This window comes from Paenibacillus sp. CCS19, assembly GCF_033239625.1.
Lineage (GTDB): Bacteria > Bacillota > Bacilli > Paenibacillales > Paenibacillaceae > Paenibacillus_T.
In genome coordinates this window covers 18,747-41,673 of the sequence record NZ_BTCK01000047.1, presented here as the reverse complement: position 1 = coordinate 41,673, position 22,927 = coordinate 18,747, and the positions used below count along the sequence as shown (strand labels likewise).

At 52.9% G+C, this 22,927-nt stretch carries 20 protein-coding genes and 1 pseudogene; 5 read left to right on the top strand and 16 right to left on the bottom strand.

Going from position 1 to position 22,927, the window contains the following annotated elements; genetic code table 11:
- Positions 1–131: 131 nt before the first annotated feature.
- From SBI19_RS24375 to SBI19_RS24350, 7 genes and pseudogenes are all read right to left on the bottom strand, one after another.
- Positions 132–1,151 carry a serine hydrolase domain-containing protein gene (locus tag SBI19_RS24375; RefSeq protein ID WP_317972129.1) on the bottom strand — a complete coding sequence of 340 codons (1,020 nt, stop codon included), beginning with the start codon at positions 1,149–1,151 and terminating at the stop codon, positions 132–134.
- Positions 1,152–1,167: 16 nt separating this feature from the next.
- The gene (locus tag SBI19_RS24370; RefSeq protein WP_317972128.1) at positions 1,168–1,857 is read right to left on the bottom strand and encodes an ankyrin repeat domain-containing protein; all 690 of its coding nucleotides are present in this window, start codon (positions 1,855–1,857) and stop codon (positions 1,168–1,170) included.
- 167 nt (positions 1,858–2,024) lie between these two features.
- Positions 2,025–2,531 carry an MOSC domain-containing protein gene (locus SBI19_RS24365; protein ID WP_483312332.1) on the bottom strand — a complete coding sequence of 169 codons (507 nt, stop codon included), beginning with the start codon at positions 2,529–2,531 and terminating at the stop codon, positions 2,025–2,027.
- A gap of 39 nt (positions 2,532–2,570) precedes the next feature.
- A pseudogene (locus tag SBI19_RS29690) lies at positions 2,571–2,783 on the bottom strand (MOSC N-terminal beta barrel domain-containing protein); the annotation flags it as partial.
- Between the two features lie 108 nt (positions 2,784–2,891).
- Positions 2,892–3,068, bottom strand: a complete 177-nt coding sequence (locus tag SBI19_RS24360; RefSeq protein WP_317972126.1) for a hypothetical protein — start codon at positions 3,066–3,068, stop codon at positions 2,892–2,894.
- A 13-nt stretch (positions 3,069–3,081) separates the two neighbouring features.
- Complete coding sequence (locus SBI19_RS24355) at positions 3,082–3,585, bottom strand: VOC family protein (protein WP_317972125.1); 504 nt, start codon at positions 3,583–3,585, stop codon at positions 3,082–3,084.
- Positions 3,585–4,961 carry a helix-turn-helix domain-containing protein gene (locus tag SBI19_RS24350; RefSeq protein WP_317972124.1) on the bottom strand — a complete coding sequence of 459 codons (1,377 nt, stop codon included), beginning with the start codon at positions 4,959–4,961 and terminating at the stop codon, positions 3,585–3,587. The genes SBI19_RS24355 and SBI19_RS24350 overlap by 1 nt, the downstream gene beginning before the upstream one ends.
- Positions 4,962–5,164: 203 nt before the next feature.
- On the opposite strand from SBI19_RS24350, the gene SBI19_RS24345 reads away from it, so the two are divergent.
- Positions 5,165–5,974 (top strand): CAP domain-containing protein, encoded by an 810-nt coding sequence (locus tag SBI19_RS24345; protein WP_317972123.1) that lies wholly within the window; start codon positions 5,165–5,167, stop codon positions 5,972–5,974.
- Positions 5,975–6,045: 71 nt separating this feature from the next.
- Here the strand turns inward: SBI19_RS24345 and SBI19_RS24340 are convergent, their stop codons facing one another.
- Positions 6,046–8,118 (bottom strand): methyl-accepting chemotaxis protein, encoded by a 2,073-nt coding sequence (locus SBI19_RS24340; RefSeq protein ID WP_317972122.1) that lies wholly within the window; start codon positions 8,116–8,118, stop codon positions 6,046–6,048.
- A 409-nt stretch (positions 8,119–8,527) separates the two neighbouring features.
- Here SBI19_RS24340 and SBI19_RS24335 point away from each other — a divergent pair, with 409 nt between their 5' ends.
- Positions 8,528–9,487, top strand: coding sequence for an acetylxylan esterase (locus SBI19_RS24335; RefSeq protein WP_317972121.1), 960 nt, complete (start codon positions 8,528–8,530; stop codon positions 9,485–9,487).
- 74 nt (positions 9,488–9,561) lie between these two features.
- On the opposite strand, the gene ilvD is transcribed toward SBI19_RS24335, so the two are convergent.
- Both ilvD and SBI19_RS24325 read right to left on the bottom strand, forming a co-directional pair.
- Positions 9,562–11,253, bottom strand: coding sequence for a dihydroxy-acid dehydratase (ilvD, locus tag SBI19_RS24330; RefSeq protein WP_317972120.1), 1,692 nt, complete (start codon positions 11,251–11,253; stop codon positions 9,562–9,564).
- A gap of 19 nt (positions 11,254–11,272) precedes the next feature.
- Positions 11,273–11,938 (bottom strand): GntR family transcriptional regulator, encoded by a 666-nt coding sequence (locus SBI19_RS24325; protein ID WP_317972119.1) that lies wholly within the window; start codon positions 11,936–11,938, stop codon positions 11,273–11,275.
- 257 nt (positions 11,939–12,195) lie between these two features.
- Here SBI19_RS24325 and SBI19_RS24320 point away from each other — a divergent pair, with 257 nt between their 5' ends.
- The 3 genes from SBI19_RS24320 to SBI19_RS24310 all read left to right on the top strand — a co-directional run bounded on the left by SBI19_RS24320 (position 12,196) and on the right by SBI19_RS24310 (position 15,355).
- Positions 12,196–13,452 carry an ABC transporter substrate-binding protein gene (locus SBI19_RS24320; RefSeq protein ID WP_317972118.1) on the top strand — a complete coding sequence of 419 codons (1,257 nt, stop codon included), beginning with the start codon at positions 12,196–12,198 and terminating at the stop codon, positions 13,450–13,452.
- Positions 13,453–13,555: 103 nt separating this feature from the next.
- The gene (locus SBI19_RS24315) at positions 13,556–14,506 is read left to right on the top strand and encodes a carbohydrate ABC transporter permease (protein WP_317972117.1); all 951 of its coding nucleotides are present in this window, start codon (positions 13,556–13,558) and stop codon (positions 14,504–14,506) included.
- 15 nt (positions 14,507–14,521) lie between these two features.
- Positions 14,522–15,355, top strand: coding sequence for a carbohydrate ABC transporter permease (locus tag SBI19_RS24310; protein WP_317972116.1), 834 nt, complete (start codon positions 14,522–14,524; stop codon positions 15,353–15,355).
- On the opposite strand, the gene SBI19_RS24305 is transcribed toward SBI19_RS24310, so the two are convergent.
- The 6 genes from SBI19_RS24305 to SBI19_RS24280 form a co-directional block, all read right to left on the bottom strand.
- Complete coding sequence (locus SBI19_RS24305) at positions 15,345–16,532, bottom strand: response regulator (protein ID WP_317972115.1); 1,188 nt, start codon at positions 16,530–16,532, stop codon at positions 15,345–15,347. The two genes, SBI19_RS24310 and SBI19_RS24305, sit on opposite strands and share 11 nt — an antisense overlap.
- 27 nt (positions 16,533–16,559) lie before the next feature.
- Entirely contained in the window at positions 16,560–17,846 is a 1,287-nt protein-coding gene (locus tag SBI19_RS24300) for an ABC transporter substrate-binding protein (RefSeq protein WP_317972114.1), read from the bottom strand.
- A 1-nt stretch (position 17,847) separates the two neighbouring features.
- On the bottom strand, positions 17,848–19,620 hold the full coding sequence (locus SBI19_RS24295) for a cache domain-containing sensor histidine kinase (RefSeq protein WP_317972113.1): 1,773 nt from the start codon (positions 19,618–19,620) through the stop codon (positions 17,848–17,850).
- Between the two features lie 97 nt (positions 19,621–19,717).
- Positions 19,718–20,839 carry a GNAT family N-acetyltransferase gene (locus SBI19_RS24290; protein ID WP_317972112.1) on the bottom strand — a complete coding sequence of 374 codons (1,122 nt, stop codon included), beginning with the start codon at positions 20,837–20,839 and terminating at the stop codon, positions 19,718–19,720.
- Positions 20,840–20,927: 88 nt separating this feature from the next.
- On the bottom strand, positions 20,928–22,139 hold the full coding sequence (locus SBI19_RS24285; protein WP_317972111.1) for an MFS transporter: 1,212 nt from the start codon (positions 22,137–22,139) through the stop codon (positions 20,928–20,930).
- Between the two features lie 73 nt (positions 22,140–22,212).
- Entirely contained in the window at positions 22,213–22,812 is a 600-nt protein-coding gene (locus tag SBI19_RS24280) for a TetR/AcrR family transcriptional regulator (RefSeq protein ID WP_317972110.1), read from the bottom strand.
- Between the last annotated feature and the right edge of the window lie 115 nt (positions 22,813–22,927).

Genomic DNA, 22,927 nt, shown 5'->3' with positions numbered 1-22,927 from the left:
GTGATCCCTTCGGGATCTAAAGGCTTAATTGGGAGTGGGGAATACGGAATGCAAAATACGAAAACCCGTTTTACGGCGTTCGCCGCGAAACGGGTGCAGAAGCGCGAAACGGATTATCGTAATCTAGTAGATTATAACCTAGCAATACCCGCGAGGGCGAGGTTTCCGAACGTACGAATGTCTGCCAAATAATCGTAATCGCCTGGGTTGCGGAGCTGGTTGTACATGCGGACGATGACGGCGTCGTATCGAGGGATGACCAGGCAAGCGCATCCTGTAATGCCGAGCACTTGGAAGCTGCCTTCCGGCAAATGATCGCCGATCTCGTTGCTAGGTGTCTGATGCTGCAGCCACCAGATGAAGCTATTGCGCGGCATTGATTGCGGCACGCTAGCTGGTGTTTGTATCGTTAGGATTCGGTCGAATACTTGCTGCGGGAATAATGGCTCTCCGCCCTGCCGAAGCTTGCCTCGACGCAGGTGAAGCTGCCCCCATGCAGCCAGCTCTCGTGCGCTGACGAACAGATTGCTCTGATCACCCGCGCTGCTGTCATTCGGACCAACCCAGTTATCTTCAGCTTCATAATGGTTATAGATAAGCCGCTCATTCCGCTCTGTGCGCCAACCGGTCTCATTCCATCCTGCCGGACCGAACAATTGTTGCTGCAGCAGCTCGCTTAGGGGTTGCCCCGATAAGCGGCGAACCAGCTCAATCAACAGCCCGATTCCCGCATTGCGATAAGCCCAGCTCGTTCCAGCTTCGAATTCCTTGATCAGCACGCCGTCTTGGCGATCGATGTTCAGTCCGTGCGTATGCGTCAGCAGATGCCGCAGTGTAACGCCCGATGCGACTTCCGCATAATCAGGCAAGTAATCGGCAAATGCATCATCTATACTTCCTATCAACCGTTTCTCAATCAAAAGGCTGATTGCGAGCGCTAGATAGGTTTTGCGAATGGAGGCAACGTTGAATTGTGTTTGCTTATCCACTGCCCTTGCATCCGAATCCTCGCTGTGCCGTCCCCAATATCGCTCATGGACAACGTTGTCTTTATGGATCACATAAATCGCAGAGGCGGTGCACCCTATCTGGGATTGAATCTGCCGTACATATAAATCCAATTCATCGAAAGGTCGATCCCCATGGTTCATCAATAACGTGTCTCCTCTATTTGCTCTCATATCGCCGAATCAATTTCACCATTGAAGGCAGCTCATTGAGCTTGGCAATGTCGTAAGCATTCTGGCCGCTGTCATTGCAAATCGCCGGGTCTGCTCCCTGTTCGAGCAAAAAAGCCGCCGTTTCTTTGTGACCGTACATCACCGCTTGATGAAGTGCCGTATACGAGTCATCGGCATCGCGTGACGCTCGCGCATCAGGGTGAACTCCGCGCTCGATAAGCAGCTTAACCATCGGCAGACTGCCGATTGAAGCCGCCAGCCGCAGCGCCTGTACGCCATGTTGTTCAAGCCGCAGGCCCGCGTCAAGCAGCCACTTCACTTCCTCGATGTACGCTCCATAGACCGCATGCCATAGCGCTGAATGTCCGGCTTCATCCACCGCGTTCACATCTGCGCCGCGCTCCACGACATAAGCAAGCTCGCTTAGTTTACCGCGTCCCGCAGCGCAAGTAATCGCTGGAAGCGAACGATCATTAAGCGCCGCGCCATGCTCGATCAACAGCTTTACAACGTCGAAGTCGTAGCTGCCGAATTTGCCCCATGCCCAGCTCAAATACGTCCCTTCCATCGACGGCGGATTAAGATCGACGCCGCTGCCCAGCAAGGAATAGAGCGCTTCCAAATCTTTATGTTTGATGGCCATTAACAGGTCTGTCCGTAAGCCAACGGTGTACATATTTCGGCAGCTCCTCTGTTGGTTAGCATTATCAAATCGTTCGATCCCATCCATCATATCCTTTTTATGCCGGTTTGACGATATGCAAATGAATAGATTGTAAATCCGTTAGCACGAATGTTAAACAGCAGCTCGGATAACCCGAGCTGCTGCGAGGATCGAACCCACTATGATGAAGCGGCCGCAGCCTTCTCCATGTACAGCTTGTCCCCAACCGACAATTCACCCGTTTGGATGACGGTAGCATATACGCCGAATTTCAAGTCCATAACATCCTTCACGGCCAGCAGTACCGCATTGTTCCGCTCATGCGTATCCGGATCAAGCGTTACGAGCATGCATCGCTCGCATGGCTCTACCACCTCAAGCACCGTGCCGTCTGGTAGATGAAGCCGTGAGCCGACCCATGCATATTCATCTTCATCCGCAGCATCATCCAGCTCGATCAAGATATTCGCCCGGAATCGGCGCGGATCGACCGGTTGGCCCAACCGCTCTTCAATCCTCCGCAGCGAGCGATTGGTAATAAGCAGCAGCCCGCCGGCATCAACAGCCAGCAGCTCCTTGCTGTCCGGGCGGTGGCTCCGCAATGATATCGACCTTTTCGGGAATCCGCCCAACTCCTGTATCAAATCGTCCGTCCATTCCAACTGCCGACCGTCAGGCGCCGTAATGCGAACGGGCGGGAACGCAGCCTCTGTTCCGCCGCTATCCGGCAGCGAAGCGGTATAACCTAACATCTGCGGATACTGCCGCGCCGTAATGAAGCTGTCCCAGCCTTCCTTCTCGTTGTCGATGAGTGCATGGCTTCGGTCGCCATACAACCCGTAGGGCGCGATCGGCGCGCGCTGCAGCGATTCTCCCGCCATCGACTTCACCGGATAACGCGTCAGATGCGTAATTCGTCCGATATACGTATTCGTCATTTCGCCGATCCTCTCCGTATGCCATATGCTTTGCCCGTAAATCATGATACATGTAGAGACTAGTATACCTCTGCACCCACGAGAACATAACCCTGCGACAGTAGGAGATTATACCGTCGGCTGCTCATTTGGGTTGTTGCCTTGTGTATCTTGTATCGGGTTCATAGTGACCGCCCGAATCGTGACATCCGGATAGCGGCTTTGTACTTTCCATCGTGCATCGCCAATGCTGCACGCCATCACCCGATCGTAACAAACGCTGCCGTAACGATCGTGATATTCCACTGTATAGGCGTGCTTATTCACGTGTAATCATCAATTTGTTGCCGTCTGGGTCCTTCACGACGAACCAGTGATTGTGCTCGATTTCCGTAACCAGCTCGACGCCAAGTCCTTGCATGTACGCGTACGCACCCTCCAGATCCGCTGTCATCAGCATGAAGGCCGGCGTTTCAATCGACGGCGCTCCTCCTGGCTGCTCGCCTCCCCACATCGGCATCGTATCCAGTATTAAACCAGTGCCTTCCATAGGAAGCGGACACAGATGCCCGGCTATAATTTCGCAATCGTCGGCTTTGAATCCGAGTACGAGGCAGTACCAGTCACGGGATTGTTCAATATCCTTAACCGGTACAAAAATGCTGCCCACCTTGTTCTTAATCGGGCTCGCCTCTGGCAGCACTTGCTGGTTGTCGCTCATTCGAATGCCTCCCATCATCATCTTCAGCGCTCTTGGCGCTGTAAAAGGTTTGTAGCCTTCCGGTGAATCGTGATGCTGGTTGGATCGCATAGGGTTATTCATTATCGTGTGCCTCCGATTCGAGCTTGCATCACTGATTGAACAGGTACGTAACAAGCGGCTGTGACCATGTCATCCTTCGTACGATCAAACTGGTAGCTGGCGTACCAATCCCGCTTCACATCCAGCTCATACTCGGACGAAGCGCCCAGCCAGCGATAGATGCGCTCCAGCACGCCTGTCATGAAGCCGTAGGCTTCGCACTTGAGACATGCGTACAGCCCACCGGCCAGCTCTTTCACTAGCGGTTCATCAGCCTGTGATGGAGCAGCTTCTTCTGACCAAGCGATGCAGACCTCATAGATCTCTTCCTCCGAATCCGCCGAACAACTTCCTGTCATATAAACCTGCGGACGATTGTCGAGGTTAATTCCGCTGCGCTGCAGCCATTCCGCAGAAGCCTCATCCGCCAGTCGGACTCGGTCGCTCCCGCTGCCCCGGAACGAGGCGACTTGCACAGGATGCTGCCAGATGACTTCGATATGCTCGGTTTCTTGGCTGCGTCTAACCGGAAGATACAGCTTCATTCTGGCAATGGTCCCGTTCAACTGCACATACTCCTCCATCATGCCATGCTCGCCCAGCGCAAATGTACTTCGCGGCAGCCACTCGGACAGAAGGCGGTTCCATGCAGCAACGACGGTAGACGCAGACCCGTAAGGCGTACGCATCATTGCATACAGCCCACCCGGTCTCTCGAATGAAGAGAGTCCGAATTGGACGAGCTCAGATGCATCCATTACATATGGAATGCGATTGCCATCGCTTACCCCAATCAACTGATAACCGAAGCGCTGCTCTTCGCGATCTGACTCCACGTGCCAGCCGAATAACCGCATCCGTCTTGCATCAAGGCCGGCATCCAACATTCGCATACGGAACGTTGCAAGAGCCGCATCTTCGATCCCATCCTCCTGGTCCGCCCAGACCAAACAGCCAATTCCTTGTTCCGTGCTCAGCCGAATGACGCTGACGTCCGGGTAACGCTCCGAAAGTTCCCGCTCTTCCCAATAGGCAACACGTTCATGGAGACGAATGCGCTCGAAGCTGTAAATCAGTTCAGATTGCCGATACATCCCCGGCGTCAAGCCTGTCGTTCGCTTGAACGTTTTGAGAAAGGTCTGATACGACTCGAACCCGCATTGAAAGCCCACATCGATGATCGGCATGCTGGTCTGCCGCAATAAACATCCCGCCTCGTTCGTACGCCGCTTGCGGATATATTCCTTGATCGGATGACCCGTCATCGCGTAAAACATCCGATACAGATGCGGCACCGACATCGCCGATGCTTCCGCAATCTGTTCCAGTGTCAGCGGCTCCTCAAGCCGCTCTTCCATATAATCGATCGCGCGCTGCACAAGCTCCGCTGTCTGCATAATCCCTCCCTTCCGCCTCATGGCTGCTATCCAATGTTCTTGAGCAAATCATAACAAAATGTTTCTCATTTGGCGTATCATTTTTTATCACATTGGTTCGGAAAGCAATTCAACTCCCACAATCCAATAAACCTACAGCATAGCCCCATCTCGCGCAGGAGAAAGTAAACCTACAACAACAGAAAAGAGGTGCTTTACTCTAGATGAAAAAGCAAATCGCGAGTGCAATTATTCTTTTATCGCTGGCATCCGGCTGCGCAACCCATGATGGAACAACGACGGTCAAAACTCGATCGAATAATGGTGCTTCGACGATACACTCCGGGATGAATGCACACTCGGTAACGCCTGCCCGTCAAATTACGCAATCGTCGTCGATCTCGTCGCATGGCGCCGGCGCCGGCTCGTACCGTTCGATGTCGACATCCCCGCAGCAGCGCTGGATCGTAATCGGCGGCAATGGTACCGGCTTTAACTGGAATCCGAACTTCCAGTTACCTGGAATGGGCAACAACTACGGTACGGGTAACAATTACGGTACAGGAAACAACAACAATTACTATCCGTCCAACCCGTCGACACCATCGACACCGTCTAAGACGCCTTCGACGCCAAGCACGCCTTCGACGCCTTCGAACACGACGGCTTCTACCCAGGCGCAGCAGGTGCTGTCGCTCGTCAACACGCAGCGTAAAAATGCTGGCCTTGGCGCGCTGACGATGGATAGTGCGCTCAATAATGTAGCGGTGGCGAAGGCGAAAGATATGATCAACAACAACTACTTCTCCCATAACTCGCCGACCTATGGTTCGCCGTTCGATATGATGAAGCAGTTCGGCGTCACGTACCGTACTGCTGGCGAGAACATCGCCAAAGGCCAATCGAGCGCTCAGCAAGTCATGAACGACTGGATGAACAGCCCGGGCCACCGTGCGAACATTCTGAACAGCAGCTATACGAAGATCGGCATCGGCTATTATAATGGCGCTTGGGTCCAAGAATTTACGGGCTGATCGCGATTAATGCCGTCAATCATCAGCCACAATAAAAGGGACGAAGCAGCTGCTTCGTCCCTTGCGTTATTTTACACCGTAAACTTCGCCAATGATTGTTGCAAGCTTTCCGATACTTGCTCCAGCTGTTCGGCCAGATCGACCAATCCATTGCTGATGCCGGACTGTTCGACGCTGTGCGATGCCACTTCCTCCGATGTCGCCGACGATTGCTGGGACACCGAACTGACCGTGCTCATCAGCTCAGACAACGTAATCTGCGACTGATCCAGCTGCTGAATGGACGTCGTAACGCCGCCAAGCTGCTGCATGAAGGCCGTCATCTGCTGATGCACCTTGTTGAAGATGATGTCCGCTTCCTTCACAGACGCAATCTGCTCTTGGAAAATCGGGCTCGCTTCGTCAAGCGCGCTGACTGTTGCATGAATGTCCGCTTGAATGGAGTCGGTAATCTCGTTAACCATCTCAATCGACTGCTTCGACTGTTCCGCGAGCTTGCGGAACTCGTCGGCTACGACCATGAAGCCTTTGCCTCCCGTTGCACCGGATCGCGCCGCCTCGATCGTTGCGTTCAGGGACAAAATGTTCGTCTGCTTCGTCAACTGTTCAAGAACGAGCAGCATGCGGCGTATCGAAGAGGTGCTCTCTTGCAGTTGATTCACCTTATTAATCATTAACGATATGCTGTCTTCCGTCTGCTTCGTATTCGATCGCAGCGAAGCCATGTAGTCAGCGCCCTGTTCACTCACTTGGCGCACCTCTTGCGCAAGTTCATACATCGCTTCATTCGACGTAATCACCTCTCGCAATTGTTGACCGATGCGGCCCGTAAGATCTGTCCCCTGCTCCGCTTGTATGGCGAGCATGGACGCACCGCTTGCAATCTCTTCTGTCGCCAAGGAAATTTCCTTCGCCGCATCTGCTGTCTTACGCGACGCCTCCAGCAGCACGCCGGAATTGCCGATGACTTGTTTCGCTGATTGATTCGTCTGCACGACGAGCGCAGCGATATTCTCCATCATCTCGTTAAAGCTGCTGCCGAGTTCGCCAATCTCGTCCGACCGCTTATTGAACGATGCGCGTACTTGCAGATCGCCATGTGCGCCTTGCTTCATCAGGTTGCGCAGTTTTACCAGTGGCCGGCCAACCATTCGAATCATGCCTAGGCCGATCAAGATAGACAGAATAGCCGCAAGAATTGCAATGCCTGCCGTAACATTCAGAATCGTGCGGGCATCCTTCACAAGAATATCGATCGGGTACATATTGATGAGATTCCAGCCGGTCACCGTCGATTCGTAATAGACAATAAGCGATTGCTCGCCGAGCTGGTCGCCACCTTCGAACGAACCCGTGTGAGACTTGGGCGGCAGCTGGACGACCGGAGCTTGTCCAAGCCATTGCAAACTGTCGCCGGAGCCGTCCGAATAACTGATTTTATTGGAAGCCGGGTTAATGATGATGACGCTGTTCCCGTCTCCGGAACTAGAAGACAGATCAGACAACAGATTGGCTAACAGCTCGTACTTTAACTCAAGAACAAGCACCCCAAGCTTCGTACCGGATGGACTGTTGACGAATCTGGCAATGCCCAGCGTAGGTCCTGACCCGTCCCTGGCAATGACGCCCTTCGTCTCCGTCGCAATCCACTGCGGTTCTCCATTCGCATTCTCTGCAGCCTTGAACCACTCCGTCTCTCGCATGTCAGATACGGATGCCGCATTAGCGTCCGTGCTAATGTTCTTGCCGTTCACGAGCAGCAGGCTCATCGACTTGATCGCGGAATCGGTATAAATCATTTCGCCGAATTTGGTCTGCAGCTTGTTCGTTGCATTCAGTTGTTGGAGCACTTCCGATCCCGGATCGACGAGCGCCTCCAACGCTTCTGTCATCGAGAAGTCCGCTACGAACTGCTTCGTTTCCAGCGCATAATTGCTAAGTACGATGTCCAGCTTGCTGCCCGCTTGCGATATTGCTGAAACCGAGCTGTCGACCACCTTGTCCTTGATGATCGATTTCGCCATCTGATAGGAGATGACCCCCACCGAAACGACAAACACAACGATGCCAACAAAGAAAATAAGAAACAACTTCATGCCAATCGACTTCATCGGATTCGACATTCCATTCCTGAATTTGTTCATCGCGATCTCATCATCCCCGGCATTTAATTGGTCTATTAAGCGGATAAATTATATCATTCTTCCAAAATATTGTATACTGCATAACACAATGATTTGTACAAAATACTCACGAATTATTAAAATCATAAATATATTATTCGATTCATAATATTATTGAACATTAAAAGGGAGTCAGAATAGGTCTCTGCTCCCATTATGTTTATTTATGTATACAGCAACGCAGCTTATGATATGGACGAGTATTTGGCTGTGACTATCAAGATGAAGCATGGTATCGCAATAATGGATCTATAATTAATAGAAAATCGCATTTAATCGCAAGATATGATGATATTCAAAATAGACTCTCGAGGCCTATAATACGAGATAGAGTTAGACCTACACTTTGATACTGAGAGGAATGTTACCTATGCCAACGATCGATATGCCCCTGGAGCAGTTAAAAACCTACGAGGGAAGAAACCCACGACCAGCGGATTTCGATGCTTATTGGGAACGGGCATTGGACGAGCTTCGCGCTGTCGACCCGCAAGTTGAATTGATTCCGAGCAAGTTCCAGACGCCTCAGGCGGACTGCTTCGATCTCTATTTCACAGGTGTGCGCGGCGCTCGCGTTCATGCCAAATATATTCGTCCTAAGAACGTAGAAGGCCGTCACCCGGCAGTCCTGCAATTCCATGGATACACCGGCAATGCCGGAGACTGGAACGATAAGCTCGCATACGCATCGCTCGGTTTCTCCGTGCTGGCGCTGGATTGCCGCGGTCAAGGCGGAAGCTCGGAAGACACAGGCGGTGTACGAGGCAATACGCATAACGGCCACATTATCCGCGGTCTGGACGATCACCCCGACAACCTGCTGTTCCGCCACATCTTCCTCGATACGGCGCGGCTTGCACAGATTGCACTTGAGCTGCCGGAAGTCGATCCAGACCGGGTTTACGCAATGGGCGGTTCGCAAGGCGGCGCCTTGACGATTGCCTGCGCTGCGCTCGAGCCGCGCGTGAAGAAGCTGGCCCCTGTGTACCCTTTCCTCTGCGATTACAAACGCGTATGGGAAATGGATCTCGACAAGGACGCTTACGGAGAGCTTCGCACATTCTTCCGCCATTTCGACCCGCTGCATGAGCGCGAGGATGAAATTTTCGAGAAGCTGGGTTATATCGACCTGCAGTATCTAGCGGAGCGCATCCGTGGTGAAGTGCTGATGTTCGTCGGCATGATGGACACGATCTGCCCGCCGTCCACGCAGTTCGCTGCGTACAATAAAATGACGGCGCCTAAGCAGTACGTCATCTACCCCGACTTCGGCCACGAGCATCTGCCAGGCTGCGGCGATCGGACGATGCAGTTCTTCTTGGAGCAATAGAATTAGAAACTAAGAAACTCGGAGAGCATGTCCGCATGCTGACTCCGAGTTTTTTTGTGTGCCGCTGACAGGGGTTATTCTATTAAATCCGTTACCGCTCCCTTGGAAGCGGAAGCGACTAGTCGCGAATACTTAGCCAGCACGCCGGTGGTGAACTTAAGCGGTGGCTGCACCCACGCGTGCGTCCGTGCCGCAAGCTCCTCATCCGTGACGTCGAAGCTGATCTGCTGCGCATCGCTATCGATAATGACCGTGTCCCCGGTCTTCAGCAGCGCGATCGGACCGCCGACCTGCGCCTCGGGCGAAACATGACCGACCACGAAGCCGTGCGACCCGCCCGAGAAACGGCCATCCGTGATGAGCGCGACTTCGCCGCCGAGCCCTTTGCCGACGATGAGTGCCGTTACCGACAACATCTCTGGCATGCCCGGTCCGCCCTTCGGTCCGCAATAACGGATGACGAGCACGTCTCCCGCTTGAATCTCATCCCTCAAGATAGCCTCGGTCGCATCATCTTCGCTGTCATATACTTTCGCCGGGCCGACGAAACGCGACTTCTTCATGCCGGACATCTTCGCGACGGCACCATCAGGTGCGAGGTTACCCTTAAGCACGACTAGCGGGCCATTCGGCTTGAGCGGTTGGTCCATCGGCCGAATGACTTCTTGCTCCGGCTGCAGCGGCTCGGCGTCTGCCAAGTTCTCCGCCAACGTCTTGCCCGTTACAGTGAGGCAATCGCCATGCAGCAATCCCTCTGCGAGCAGCATCTTCATAACCCCTTGCACGCCGCCGATATCGTTCAGATCCTGCATGACGTATTTGCCGCTCGGCTTCAGATCGGCAAGATGCGGGACGCGCAGACGGATTCGTTCAAAATCATCCAACGTCAGATCGACGCCAACCGAATGCGCAATCGCCAGCAGATGCAGGAATGCATTCGTCGAACCGCCGAGCGCCATAACGACCGTAATGGCATTCTCGAACGCTTCCTTCGTCATGATGTCCTTCGGATAAATGTCTCGTTCCAGCAGCGCCAGCACCTGCTTGCCTGCCTCCGCGCACTCCACTGCTTTGTCCGGAGAAATCGCTGGCGTCGAAGACGAGCCTGGCAGGCTCATTCCCATCGCTTCCGCCGCTGCCGCCATCGTGTTGGCTGTATACATACCGCCGCAGGAGCCTGGCCCCGGGCATACGCTGCATTCGACCTTATGGAGCTGCTCATCCGTCATTCTTCCATCATGGTAGCTGCCGACCGCCTCGAAAGCGGTCACGATATCGACGTCCTTGCCGTCCAGCTTCCCTGGCTGAATCGTGCCGCCATATACGTAAACCGCCGGAATGTTCATCCGACCAATCGCCATGAGGCACGCAGGCGTGTTCTTGTCGCAGCCGCCAATGGCAACCAGCGCGTCGAACCGTTCCGCTCCCGTTACGATCTCAATCGAATCCGCAATCGCTTCGCGGCTAGGGAGCGAGAAGAACATTCCCTCATGCCCCATCGAGATGCCGTCCGATACCGTAATCGTGTTAAAAATAAGCGGTGCGCCGCCGTTTTCCCTTACCCCGCGCTTCGCCTGTACCGCAAGGTCATGAATGTGCATGTTGCACGGCGTAACCTCGCTCCATGTGCTGGCTACGCCGATCATCGGCTTCTTGAAATCGCCGTCGCTAAATCCGACTGCCCGCAGCATCGCGCGGTTCGGCACCCGATTGACCCCTTCGCTGATAACTTTACTTCTTGTCCGCAAATCTTTGTGTTCTCCCACTGTCTTCACTCCTATCGCATTAGAGTAATCCGTGAAGCTCCTGCATCGGACGGATGAAGTTCTGCTTCATCAGCTCATGCGCCCGTTGACTGTCTTTCTTATCGAAGGCATCAATGATGGCGATATGCTCTTCGACTGAAGCTGCCGTTGCGGTCATCGACTGCTGCAGAAACACATACTTGAAACGACGGATATGCATTTGCAGCGATGTGCTGAACGATGCCGCATACGGATTGTCCGACAGCTCCATAATCAAGTTGTGGAACTGCTCGTCCGTCTCCATCGCTTGATACGCCTGCCCGCTCTTGATTGCGGCCGCGAACTCTTCGTTGATCGCTCTCAACTGCTCGATCTGCTCGGGCAGAATGACATGCGCGGCAGCTTCTGCCGCCAAGGCTTGGAGCGCCGCCATCGTCGGGTACATTTTGAAAATATCTTCTTTCTCGATGACCGTTACGATCGTTTCTTTGCCCGGACGGGTAGCGACAAGCCCCTGCACCTCCAGCAGCTGCAGCGCTTCCCGAATCGGTGTGCGGCTTACCCCTAGCGATTCTGCCAGCTCCGCATCAAACAGCTTCTCGCCCGGCTGCAAGGTGCCGTCTATAATCCAGCGTTGAATTTGCGATAATGCACGTTCTTTCGCAGACATTCGCGTCGGCGAGACGTAATTCGTAGGTATCGGCATGTTCTTCATCCTTCATCGTTCGTTTGTTATATGCAATATATCGCATATTGCATATAGATTTCAAGTGCAAAAACAACAATGGTCGAGAACCGCCCCCGAATTCTAGCCGCCTCAAGTCGAGAACGATCCCAATAATAAGTCAAAATATATAACATCCACCATATTTATTGACCGTTCCACCCCCTGCTATAGTTGGGTTACCAAGCTCTTCATCCAATTTGCTAATGGGGGTTTTGCAATTGCCAAGGGGAAACAAAGTGATAATAGCCGCAGCCGCATTGGCCCTTCTTACGGGCCTTACGGCATGCAGCTCGAAAGACGGCGGTTCATCCGATTCGGGCGGCAATGTGACGTTAACGTTCTGGAGCATCAATGGTCCAGGCCTTGACGACCTGATCAAGCAATACCAGAACGACCATCCGAACATCAAAATCGACATGCAGGTCGATGACAAAAACCGTAACGAAAATCTGCTTACAGCCTTATCTGCAGGCAGCGGCGTGCCCGATGTCGCAATCACGACCGTCGACGATATCCCGCTCCTGAAGAACGAGGATTATTGGGTTAACTTAAAGGACTTCGGCGCTGACCAGATGGAGTCCGATTTCCTGGCAGCGCGCTGGAAGCAAGGCACGAACGCGGACGGCAGCTTCATCTACGGCATTCCGACTGACTCCGGTCCGATGGCGATGGCATATCGCAAAGATATTTTCGAGGCGGCAGGACTAGCCTCCGATCGCGACTCCGTCTCCAAGATGGTTGCGACCTGGGACGACTACTACAACACTGGATTGATCATTAAAGAAAAAGCCGGCAAACCGATCGCCACGGACGCTTACTTCGGCGCATTCCTGCCGCTCATCCAGCAGGCAGGCGAATATACGATCTTCGATAAGGACGGCAATCTGACGATTGAGACCAACCCTGCCGTCAAGAAAGCCTGGGATTTCGCCGGTAAGCTTGCCAAAGCTGGTTTAACCGCCAAACAGCCTGATTTCTCCGCGGATTGGAACGCCGGTCTTGGCAAAGGCGATTTCGCTACGCTGTTCGCTCCTCCGTGGATGCTGGGCATCGTTCGCTCCAATGCACCGGACTCCACAGGCGTGTGGGACGTTGCGACGATGCCGGGCGGTTCGGCGAACTGGGGCGGTTCGTTCCTGCTCATTCCGAAGAAGAGCAAGCATCAGCAAGAAGCCTACGACTTTATTAGTTGGATTCTGGCGCCTGCGCAGCAATTGGAGCTGTACAAAACGAACGGCAACTTCCCTTCGACGCCGAGTGTATATGAGGACGACGCGTTCAAGACGAAGAAGGACGCTTACTACAGCGACGCGCCGGTAGGCGAAATTTTCGCCAAAGCAGCAGAGCAAGTGCAGCCGGTCGATTCCATCCATAGCTGGGCATCGGTCACGACTACGGCCAGCAACTATTTGCCGAAGGTCGATGCCGGCGAGGATCCGGACAAAACGTGGACGGACTTCGTGAACGAAGTCAAAGCCAATCAGAACAAATAAACGTAACTGCCTCATGAAGTGAAGTAACGAGTTTAACAACAGAAGGCCGTGTCCATTCGCGGACACGGCCTTTTCTCTGAATCTTCATATAGGAGGATATCGCATGGAGATCATGCCTGGCACCAAGCCATCCATCAAGAAGTCCCGCATTGCACGGCGTCATAACGACAATCTGTCGGGCTTGCTGTATACATCGCCCTTCTTCGTGTTGTTTGCCTTATTCGGTCTTTACCCGGCCATCTTCACGATTTATGTATCCTTGCACAAGTGGAGCCTGCTCGGGGATAAGGAATTCGTCGGCTTCCGGAATTATCGGCTGTTGTTGCTGCATGACCCCTTGTTCTGGAAATCGATTCGCAACACCTTCATCATTTGGTTCGAATCGGTACCGCTGCAGCTAGTGCTCGCAACGATCATGGCCGTGCTGCTCAACCAAGCTTTCCTTAAGTGGAAAGGCGTGTTCCGGTTCCTCATTTTCCTGCCGAACATTACGTCGCTTGTTGCAGTCAGCCTCATTTTCGCCAACGTGTTTGGTGTAAAATACGGCCTGATTAACTATTTGCTCGAATCGATCGGACTTAGCCGGATTGATTGGGTCGTCACGCCTTGGGCGACGCAGTTTGCCGTTTCCCTATTAATCATATGGCGCTATCTCGGCTTCCATATGATCATTCAGCTTGCCGGCCTGCAATCGATTCCGAATGATCTCTATGAATCCGCCACGATCGACGGCGCCAGCAGAACGCAGCAATTTGTCCGTATCACGATCCCGATGCTTATGCCGACGCTCCTGTTCTCGTTGATCATCGCCACGACCGGCGGCTTGCAGATCTTCACGGAGCCTTATGCCTTCATGAGCTCCCTGGTCGGCACTAACATAGCCGTTAATGGCGGCAGCAGCAATCAGGTGTTGACGGTCGTTATGTACTTGTATAAGACGGCGTTCACCGACCGGTCATTCGGTTATTCATCCGCCATTGCCAATCTGCTTCTGATTCTTATCATTCTGTTCTCTCTGTTCAATACATTCGTCGTGCGTAAGCTACGCGATTAAGGAGGTCAGGTTACCATGAAAAATCCGCTCTTGCGTTTGGTCGCCTATTTGCTGATCGTCGTATGCGCGGCATTCTCGCTATTTCCTTTCTATTGGATGACCGTCATCGCAACCCGCTCGGCAGCTGAAATTTCCGCTGTCCCTCCAGCCGTATTCTATGGAAGCCGATTAATCGAAAACATGGAGAAGGTTATTTTCAATCCGAACATTAACTTTCTGCTGACTTTAGGCAATTCGTTCATCATCTCTGCTGTCATTACCGCGTCCATGCTGCTGTTCAGCTCGCTTGCCGGCTTCGCTTTCGCACGGCTTCGCTTCCGCGGCAGTCGGATCATGCTGCTCTTCGTGCTAGGTTCCATGATGATTCCGCTGCAGCTCGGGCTAATTCCCCAATACATCATCATCAGCAAGCTGAATTGGCTTAACGATCTAAAGGCTGTAATCGTTCCAGGCATGGTTAGTGCATTCGGTGTGTTCTTCATGCGGCAATATATCGACGCAGCCGTGCCGAACGAGATGCTCGAAGCAGGGCGAATCGACGGCTGCAGCAACCGGCAGCTGTATTACCGTCTTGTGGTCCCGACGATCGCGCCCGCTTTCGCTACGCTGGGAATTCTGACTTTCATGAACGCATGGAACGACTTTCTATGGCCGTCGGTCGTGCTCAAATCGAACGAAATGCTTACCGTGCAGCTGGCATTGGTCCGCCTGGACATCAATACCTATTACGCAGATAAATCCTTGATCATGGCCGGCTCGGTATTAGCTACGCTGCCGTTGTTCCTTATCTTCCTGTTCTTCAATCGGCAATTTATCGCAGGAGTGACGGAAGGCGCCGTCAAAGGGTAACGCTCTCCCGGTATTCATAAGGCGTCTTGCCCGTCGCTGCCTTGAACAGCCGACTGAAATAGGCTTGATCGGCATATCCGACCTTCTCGCATATCTCGTAAATCTTCAATTGGGTTTCCGCCAGCAGCTCCTTGGCTTTCCCGATTCGCACTTGAACGAGATGCTGCGTGAAGGTCATATCCGTCTGGCTCTTGAACAGGACGCTCAAATAATTGGGGCTGACGAACAGCCGCTGCGCAGCGGAAGCCAACGTAAGCTCCCCCGCATATTCCTCTTCGATCCATCTTCTTGTAATCTTCACGAGGCGATGACATTCATCCCGTTCGGTTGAAGGCCTCTTGTCCAATCCATTCGCGTCCACCCCGTTCAGTCTGCGCATGCAATCCATATACAACAAACCAAGGTCGGCTAGATTGCCGCTGCCTGCGGCATGAAGAATCGTCAGCTCGATCCGATAGAGCCGACCAAGTACGTCGGCGATCTCGCTGGACAGCCCCTCGCAGTCCATGCGTTGTTCACTCTCTGCCGCTGACAATAGAACAGCGACCAAATGGCTGCCCTCCACGATTACAGCTGCTTTGCCAGCCTTGCCGAGAAGCTCTTCGACCACGTTCTTCATCGCAAAACGAAGGGATCGCTCCGGCAATTCCGCTGCATTGGCCCGAATAACGAATACAGCCAACGAGCGACAATCCGGGAATAGATCCTTATCGGCATGCGGTACCGGCAAATCGTACAACATCTCTTGAATCCGTTTTTCCATCACGATATTCTCTCGCAGCCTGCCCAGCTTATGCTGCGTTCGTTCCTGCTGCAATTCCTCATCCACTTTGCGGATTAAGCTCAGCAAGCTATTCTTCGATGCAGGCTTCAGCAAGTATTCATACACGCCGCTATGAAGCGCCGACAATGCATATTCAAATTCGGAGTAACCCGTCAGCAGCACAACGCGTATATGCGGATACATCCTTCGGACGATATCGGCGAGCTGCAGGCCATCTATGGCCGGCATGCGAATATCGGTGATCACGAGGTCAATCGTCTCCGCTTGAATAATCGCAATGGCATCCTCCCCGTCATCCGCTTCATAAGCAACATAAGCTTCACCGAGCGCGTTTACGATTCTCGCTATCGATGACCGCACCATCGGTTCGTCGTCTACGATCAAAATATGCATCGAAACGCACCTCCCTTCTACTATCGGTCACGGGTAGTCGCGCAGCGCAACTTCCGTCCGTTGCACCGCCTCGTTCCATGCCTGATCCGGCGACAAGGTTCCGTTGTCTACCTGCATCAGAACATCGTCCAGCGCGGTCTCGACGACATCAGCCAATGAGCCTATGTAAATCGGCTTTACTTTCCTTGCCGCATCCGAATACATCTTCCCGACTGGCGCATCGTTGAAGTAAGGGTCGATTTTATCGTGGATCGCCTTATCCTCATAAACACCCGGTACCGACGGGAAATTGCCATTGTCCACAAATAGCCGCAGCTGTTGCGCAGGACTCGTCAAATAACGGATCAAGGCGAATGCTTCCTCCGGATGCTCGCCTTCCTTGGGCAGCGCCAGGTACGACCCGCCCCAGTTGCCATATTGCTGCGGCCCAAGCTCAGCCAGATCCCATTTGCCGCTCGCCGCCGGAGCGGTATTGCGCATGATGCCCGTCATCCATGGCGGAGCCAGCATAACGGCGAAGCTTCCTTGTTCTAACCCCAAGCCCCATTCTGGCAAATAGGGCTCAATACCGGCGGACAAACCTGAATTGGCAGCTTTCATCGTGTAATCCCATGCCTTTCGAAGTTCGGCGTTGTCCTGCAGAATCAATTTCCCGCTCGTCTGATCGAAGTACTGCTCCCCCAGTTGACTGAACATTAACCGATACATCGTTCGCAAACTGTTAAACATCTTCGTGCCAGTCTTCTCCTTCAGCGTCTTGCCGACTTCGATATAATCGTCCCAGCTGCTCAGCATCCGCGATACCGATTCCCGATCGGATGGAAGCCCTGCTTTCTCGAATAAGTCGCGGCGGTAGGCGATCAGAATGGGACCGATATCGGTTGGGAGCGCGAGCAGGAATGAATGATTCGCGTTTTGCGCGTTGATCCATTTCCAATCCAGATACTCCCCCGCAAGCGCCTTCGCCCCATAATCGTACAAATTATAGAAGTGGGAGGAGAAGCCTTTAAATCGGTCGATGAACGTGCCTTCGATCACGACCACGTCGGGCGCGCCGTAACCTGCCGCGAGAGCAGTCTGAAGGTTGCTGTGAACATCGGCATATTGGGCGGTCACAACGCGAATCTTCAATTCCGGATGGTCGCGGTCATACTCGGCGATCAGCGGTTCGAGTCCTGTGCCCGGCAGAAGCCAGACCGACAATTCGATTGGGCGATCGTCTTGCAGCGAATCGACCTCCGACACGGGTACCGCCGAACACGCCGTCAGAGCAGCGAACATCAGCAGGAGGGCTCTGTATAACCATCGTCGCATGCTACATCCCTCCTTCGCTATCCATCGGAAGTACGATCTCGACTCGTAACCCGCCATTCGAGCCTTTCATCAATTGGATGCCGTAATCCTTCCCGTACACGAGCCGGATTCGCTGATGCAGGTTGGCCAATCCCAATCCGGAGTGAGACATACTCGTCGCCGCCATGTCGTCTTTCGGGTCCAACGCCCTAGCCATCTCGTCCACACTCATGCCAATGCCGTTATCTTCGACTGCAAGCAGGAGCCCTTCCTCCGTATGCCGGATCTCGATATGGATGTGCCATTTCCTTCCTTTCACCGTTTCAAGCCCATGCGATATCGCATTCTCGACAAGCGGCTGCAACAGCATTTTCATCATCTTGCATGGATATAACGCTTCATCCGCCTCGATGGTCACCTGCAGCTTCTCGCCGAATCGTGCTCGCTGAAGCAGTAAATAACGGTCCAATTGGTCTAAATCTTCTCGAACGGTTACGAATTCGGAGCCAGGCTGAATGCTGTATCGCATCAGATCGCTTAACGTGTGCACCATCTCGGCTGCCTTCTCATTGTCGTCATTGATCAACTGCCAATAAATCGTGTTCAACGAGTTATAGAGAAAATGCGGCCGGAATTGCGCCTTAAGCGCAATGATCTGCGCCTGTTTCTCCGTCGCCTGCCGGCTGGATAAATCTTGAATCGTCTCGTTCAAATGCGTGACCATCCGATTGAAGCTTTCGAACAACGTCGCTACCTCATGGTTAATGAGCGTGCTCTTCGACGGAGTAAGAATGCCTCTCTCGACTCTGCTCAAACGATGGGCGAGATAACGAATCGGACGAGTAACCGTCCACGCGAAGAACGTGACGAGCAGCAAAGCTGCGCAAATCGCGAAAATTCCGATCCACAAATTGCCTTTCTGCATTTGCTTCAGATCCTTGACAGCGCTTGCAGCATCGATGTAAGCAACGACCGTCCAGCCGCTGTACGAAGAGGTGGAATAGGCGACGTACGACGGCTGTCCCTCTTCGCTCCAATTGAACAAGCCTTCTTCTTTATTCTTCATCCGTTCGACCAGGGAAGCGTCGGCCGGTGTTCCAATCTTATTGACATCCATCGAGTAAACGATGATGCCGCGCGAATCGATAAACTGGATGTTCCGGGTCAAGCTTTGGTCATCCTCTTCAATGACGCGGCGCAGCGTGTCGATGGAGAACATCACGAATAAGTCTCCCAGCGGCTCCAGCGTCGACCATTCATTCAGCTGCCTCGCCCCGATTACGGCATGAACGGTTCCATTGCTCCAGGCTGGCCCGGATACCCATAACATACGCCCGTCGCGGGCTTGGATTTCCGAAAACCAATCGATCCGGTGCAACTCTTCTTCCGTGCTCCAATTCAAAGTTAATGCATCATTATGCGAATAGAATTGACCTTTCGAATCAATCAAATGGATCGTTAGCTCAGAGCCGGTAAGCCGCGCCTGCTCGGAAGCGAAACGGTTGATGTCGGCTTTGCCGAGCGTAACGGCCTTCCCGCGTTTTATTGCGGAAAAATGCTGCTGCACCTGCGGACTAAAGGCGACGCGCTGAGACAACCGATCATATTCAAGCAGCATAACGTCTGTTTTGCCCCGAATTTGTTTCACGGACTCCAGCATGAACCGCGACGTTTTCTCGACGACGACGCGAGAGGAATAATGATAGGAGAAGAAGCTTGTAATCGACAGGATCAGCAGCAGAATGACGGAGAATCCGATAATCAGCTGCGTAAGAATAGAAGGTTTGCGGGTCACGAGTGACGCCTCCCACGAGTTGTCGTTGTTGCATCCGCCTTCTATGTATAATGATAAACAGTCTAGGTGTCAGGCGCTGACTATATGCGTTAACTACTTAGAATTTATCCGCCTTATACCAGAACAGAGGCAGCGGGAACCAACCTTGGGGCGCACCCACATCCATGTACCGGCTATGCTGCGTCAGCAGAAGCTTCTGCGCTTGCTGCTTGCTTAGCGTTACTGCGCCAGGCTTCGCTGACCGTTCAACCGTTACCCCGTTCTCATCGACACGCGCTGTAATCAGCTGCCCGTCCATGACAGCAGAGAATTCACCTGCCACTAGTCCGGTCGTTTGATGTTTCAACGTCAGATAGGCTTGCAATACATTAGCGTAATCCAAAATGTTGTACATATCGGAAGTCTCGATTGCGCAGTCTTCCGCTAATTCGCCAAGCTGCGCGTTAAGCGCCGTATCATAGTCCGGCGAGTAAACCGTTACCCGCCCCAATTCCCGATGCGCCATATATGCTTTGATCGTACGTGTAATATGATCCGAATGCTCCATCGCCAATTCCGATATCTCGCCGCCTTCTTGATCCACGAGCAGGTAGCCGATCAATCGGCCCTCTTCCACTACCCCGATCGGATGAAGACGGAACGTCTTGAAGACGAGGGGCAGAATCTGTTCATCGCGATCGACATAAGCCGCTCTTGTCTTATTCAGCTTGTTTGCGAAAGCAGCCGCGCCTTCGGCTTCGAACAACGGGCAGAAAGATAATCCCTCGCCGCTCACTTCCTTCAGTGCATGGCGAATGTTATCCTGCGTGATCGTGTGCTTGAGCCGCACGCCCCCGCTGGTGAACCCAAAATATTCGTAACGCTGACGTTGTCCCGCCAACACGATCATATCGAACGAATCTGCGCGCAGCTTCTCTAACCAGCTGTTCATGAGCACTTTCATATGCCCTTCGCCGCGCGCGCGAGGATGCACGGACACGGTGCCCAAATAGCCGGTATGCAGCTTGTTATCGCCTACGTTCAACAGCTCCGGCAGGACAGCCACGAGCGCTCGCATTCTGTTCTGCTCGTCTACAGCGACCATATGCAGGGACGACGAATCGATTCCCTTGCCATACACTTTGGGGAGAAGCGTTTCAAAGTCCGTACTAAAAACGTAGTTCGCAAGATCAATGTACTCGGTTCTTTCTTCAGGCTTCGCTCTTCTGTATTCAGCCATTGTCTCATGCTCCTCGATTGTTAAGTTGTTGTTATACTTAACAATTCGAATAGGAGGACCGGTCTCCTGCTGAGCCGCTTATGAATTATTACGCCGCCATCTTCGACTGCTGACGTTCGCGCTTCCCTGCTCGAAGCGATAAGAAGAAGCAGAGAACAAGTACGATACAAGCCAGCGTATAGGGATAATTGATATTGATATCGAACAGCGCTCCCGCCGCAATCGGTCCAACGATATTGCCGAGACTAGTGAACGCGGAATTAAGGCCTGCAATATAACCTTGCTGATCCTTCGCCAGCTTCGACATCTGGGTGCTGACCGCCGGGCGAAGAATATCCGTCGCCAGGAATACGATGAATGTAACGGCGCAGATCAACCAATATTTATGAACGAACAACGTCAATATAATGAACAAGCCAGACAAGAGCAGACAGATCGAGATGACTCGGCGCTCTCCGAAACGATTCAGAATCCAGCTAAACGCCGTCAATTGAACGACTGCTCCGGCAATAGAGCCGAACGTTAGAATAAAGGCGATATCCTTCGGCTCGAATCCGAATTTCTGATCGACGAACATACTGAACAATGTCTCGAAATTCGCCAAGCCGAACGACATAACGAACACGATGACCAATCCCAGAAAATAGGGCTCGCGATAGGAACGCATCAATTGCACGAACAGATTGCTTCGCTCCATAGCGGGCTTGCCTGCTCTTTCCATCTCACCCGACCGTTCAGGCTTTGATTCCCGCAGGAACAGCAGCGTTACGCAGGCTGCGACGAGCCCTGCCACTGCAGCAGCGAAGAACGGGACGCGCACGCCGAACTCGGCCACATAACCGCCAATGCCAGGACCAATAATAAAACCGGTCGTAATGGACGCGGTTATATAGCCCATGCCCGTCGCTCGGTCCTCTTCGGAGGTAACGTCCGCCGCATACGCCATGACAGCCGGCATAATAAGAGCCGCACTGATGCCGCCCAGCATACGCGAGACGAACAGCAGCATGGACGATTCCGCAATGCCGAACAGCCATTCCGACACGGAGAAGATGATCATGCCGATAACGATCATCCTCTTCCTGCCATAGGAATCCGCCAATCGTCCTGCAAGCGGCGAGAACAGAAACTGCGTCAGCGAAAAGGCTGCGACGAGCAAGCCGACTGCCGAGCCTGTGATGCCGAGCTCCTCCATGAACATCGGAATAATGGGAATGACAAGCCCAATCCCTGTGAATACGAGGAACAAATTCAACATGAGAATAAGGACGGCGCCTTGATTTTTCATTAAAATAGCCATACGTAAAACCTCCAAGATGTATCGCGCTGTACATACTGAATATTCGTTCTAGATTATGACAAAAAAAAAAGGACTAGCAGGACGGCTTCGCAATGCCATGCAGAAACACGTCCATTGCCAGCCGATAAGCTGCCAGCGTTTCCTCTCTTCCCTTATAACGCGTATGATAACTTACCCCAAGCAGCAAGCTGTCAAGGATCATCGCCTGTCCGGTCACATTCGCGATCGTCCATTCGCCGCTGTCGACGCCTTGCTGGAGCAATCGCTGATTGAAGTTAAGATAACCTTGGCTCATCTCTTTAATACGTTCCTCGATGTCCGAGTCTTTCTCTGTGTTATTGAAAAACTCATCGATCGCCTTCGTGAGCGGATGATTCAATTGGTCAAGCGCAATCATCTCAGCCATGCCATACAGCTTGTCGGTCGTCGTCCGATACAACGGCTCCTTCTGCTGCCATGCCGCTTCCCACTCGGCATTCCACTCTTCCACCAAGTGAAGGAAGAGTCCTTCCTTGCTCTTAAAGTGATAATAAATGTTGCCCGCGCTGCAGCCTGTCGCCTTCACGATCTCTTCAATAGCCGTAGCCTTATAGCCCTTCTGCACGAACAACGCCCTTGCCGCATCGGCGATCTTCTTCTTCGTCTGCTCCGTCTGCAGCTTCTTCTTGTTCACGCTCGATCACCTTCGCTCTATAATACTGAACATTTATTCAGTATTATAGTCGATGAGAGTCCGATTGGCAAACGTACGCATTAAAAAGCTGTCCGGATGATCCGAACAGCCTCGG

Bases quoted from the DNA above. Each gene is read 5' to 3' on its own strand.
- SBI19_RS24355 (WP_317972125.1), bottom strand. From the start codon at position 3,585: ATGAATAACCCTATGCGATCCAACCAGCATCACGATTCACCGGAAGGC.
- SBI19_RS24300 (WP_317972114.1), bottom strand. From the start codon at position 17,846: ATGCGACGATGGTTATACAGAGCCCTCCTGCTGATGTTCGCTGCTCTG.
- SBI19_RS24370 (WP_317972128.1), bottom strand. From the start codon at position 1,857: ATGTACACCGTTGGCTTACGGACAGACCTGTTAATGGCCATCAAACAT.
- SBI19_RS24340 (WP_317972122.1), bottom strand. From the start codon at position 8,118: ATGAACAAATTCAGGAATGGAATGTCGAATCCGATGAAGTCGATTGGC.
- SBI19_RS24345 (WP_317972123.1), top strand. From the start codon at position 5,165: ATGAAAAAGCAAATCGCGAGTGCAATTATTCTTTTATCGCTGGCATCC.
- SBI19_RS24335 (WP_317972121.1), top strand. From the start codon at position 8,528: ATGCCAACGATCGATATGCCCCTGGAGCAGTTAAAAACCTACGAGGGA.
- SBI19_RS24285 (WP_317972111.1), bottom strand. From the start codon at position 22,139: ATGGCTATTTTAATGAAAAATCAAGGCGCCGTCCTTATTCTCATGTTG.
- SBI19_RS24350 (WP_317972124.1), bottom strand. From the start codon at position 4,961: ATGCAGACAGCGGAGCTTGTGCAGCGCGCGATCGATTATATGGAAGAG.
- SBI19_RS24315 (WP_317972117.1), top strand. From the start codon at position 13,556: ATGGAGATCATGCCTGGCACCAAGCCATCCATCAAGAAGTCCCGCATT.
- SBI19_RS24375 (WP_317972129.1), bottom strand. From the start codon at position 1,151: ATGAACCATGGGGATCGACCTTTCGATGAATTGGATTTATATGTACGG.
- SBI19_RS24310 (WP_317972116.1), top strand. From the start codon at position 14,522: ATGAAAAATCCGCTCTTGCGTTTGGTCGCCTATTTGCTGATCGTCGTA.
- SBI19_RS24305 (WP_317972115.1), bottom strand. From the start codon at position 16,532: ATGCATATTTTGATCGTAGACGACGAACCGATGGTGCGGTCATCGATA.
- SBI19_RS24325 (WP_317972119.1), bottom strand. From the start codon at position 11,938: ATGCCGATACCTACGAATTACGTCTCGCCGACGCGAATGTCTGCGAAA.
- SBI19_RS24290 (WP_317972112.1), bottom strand. From the start codon at position 20,839: ATGGCTGAATACAGAAGAGCGAAGCCTGAAGAAAGAACCGAGTACATT.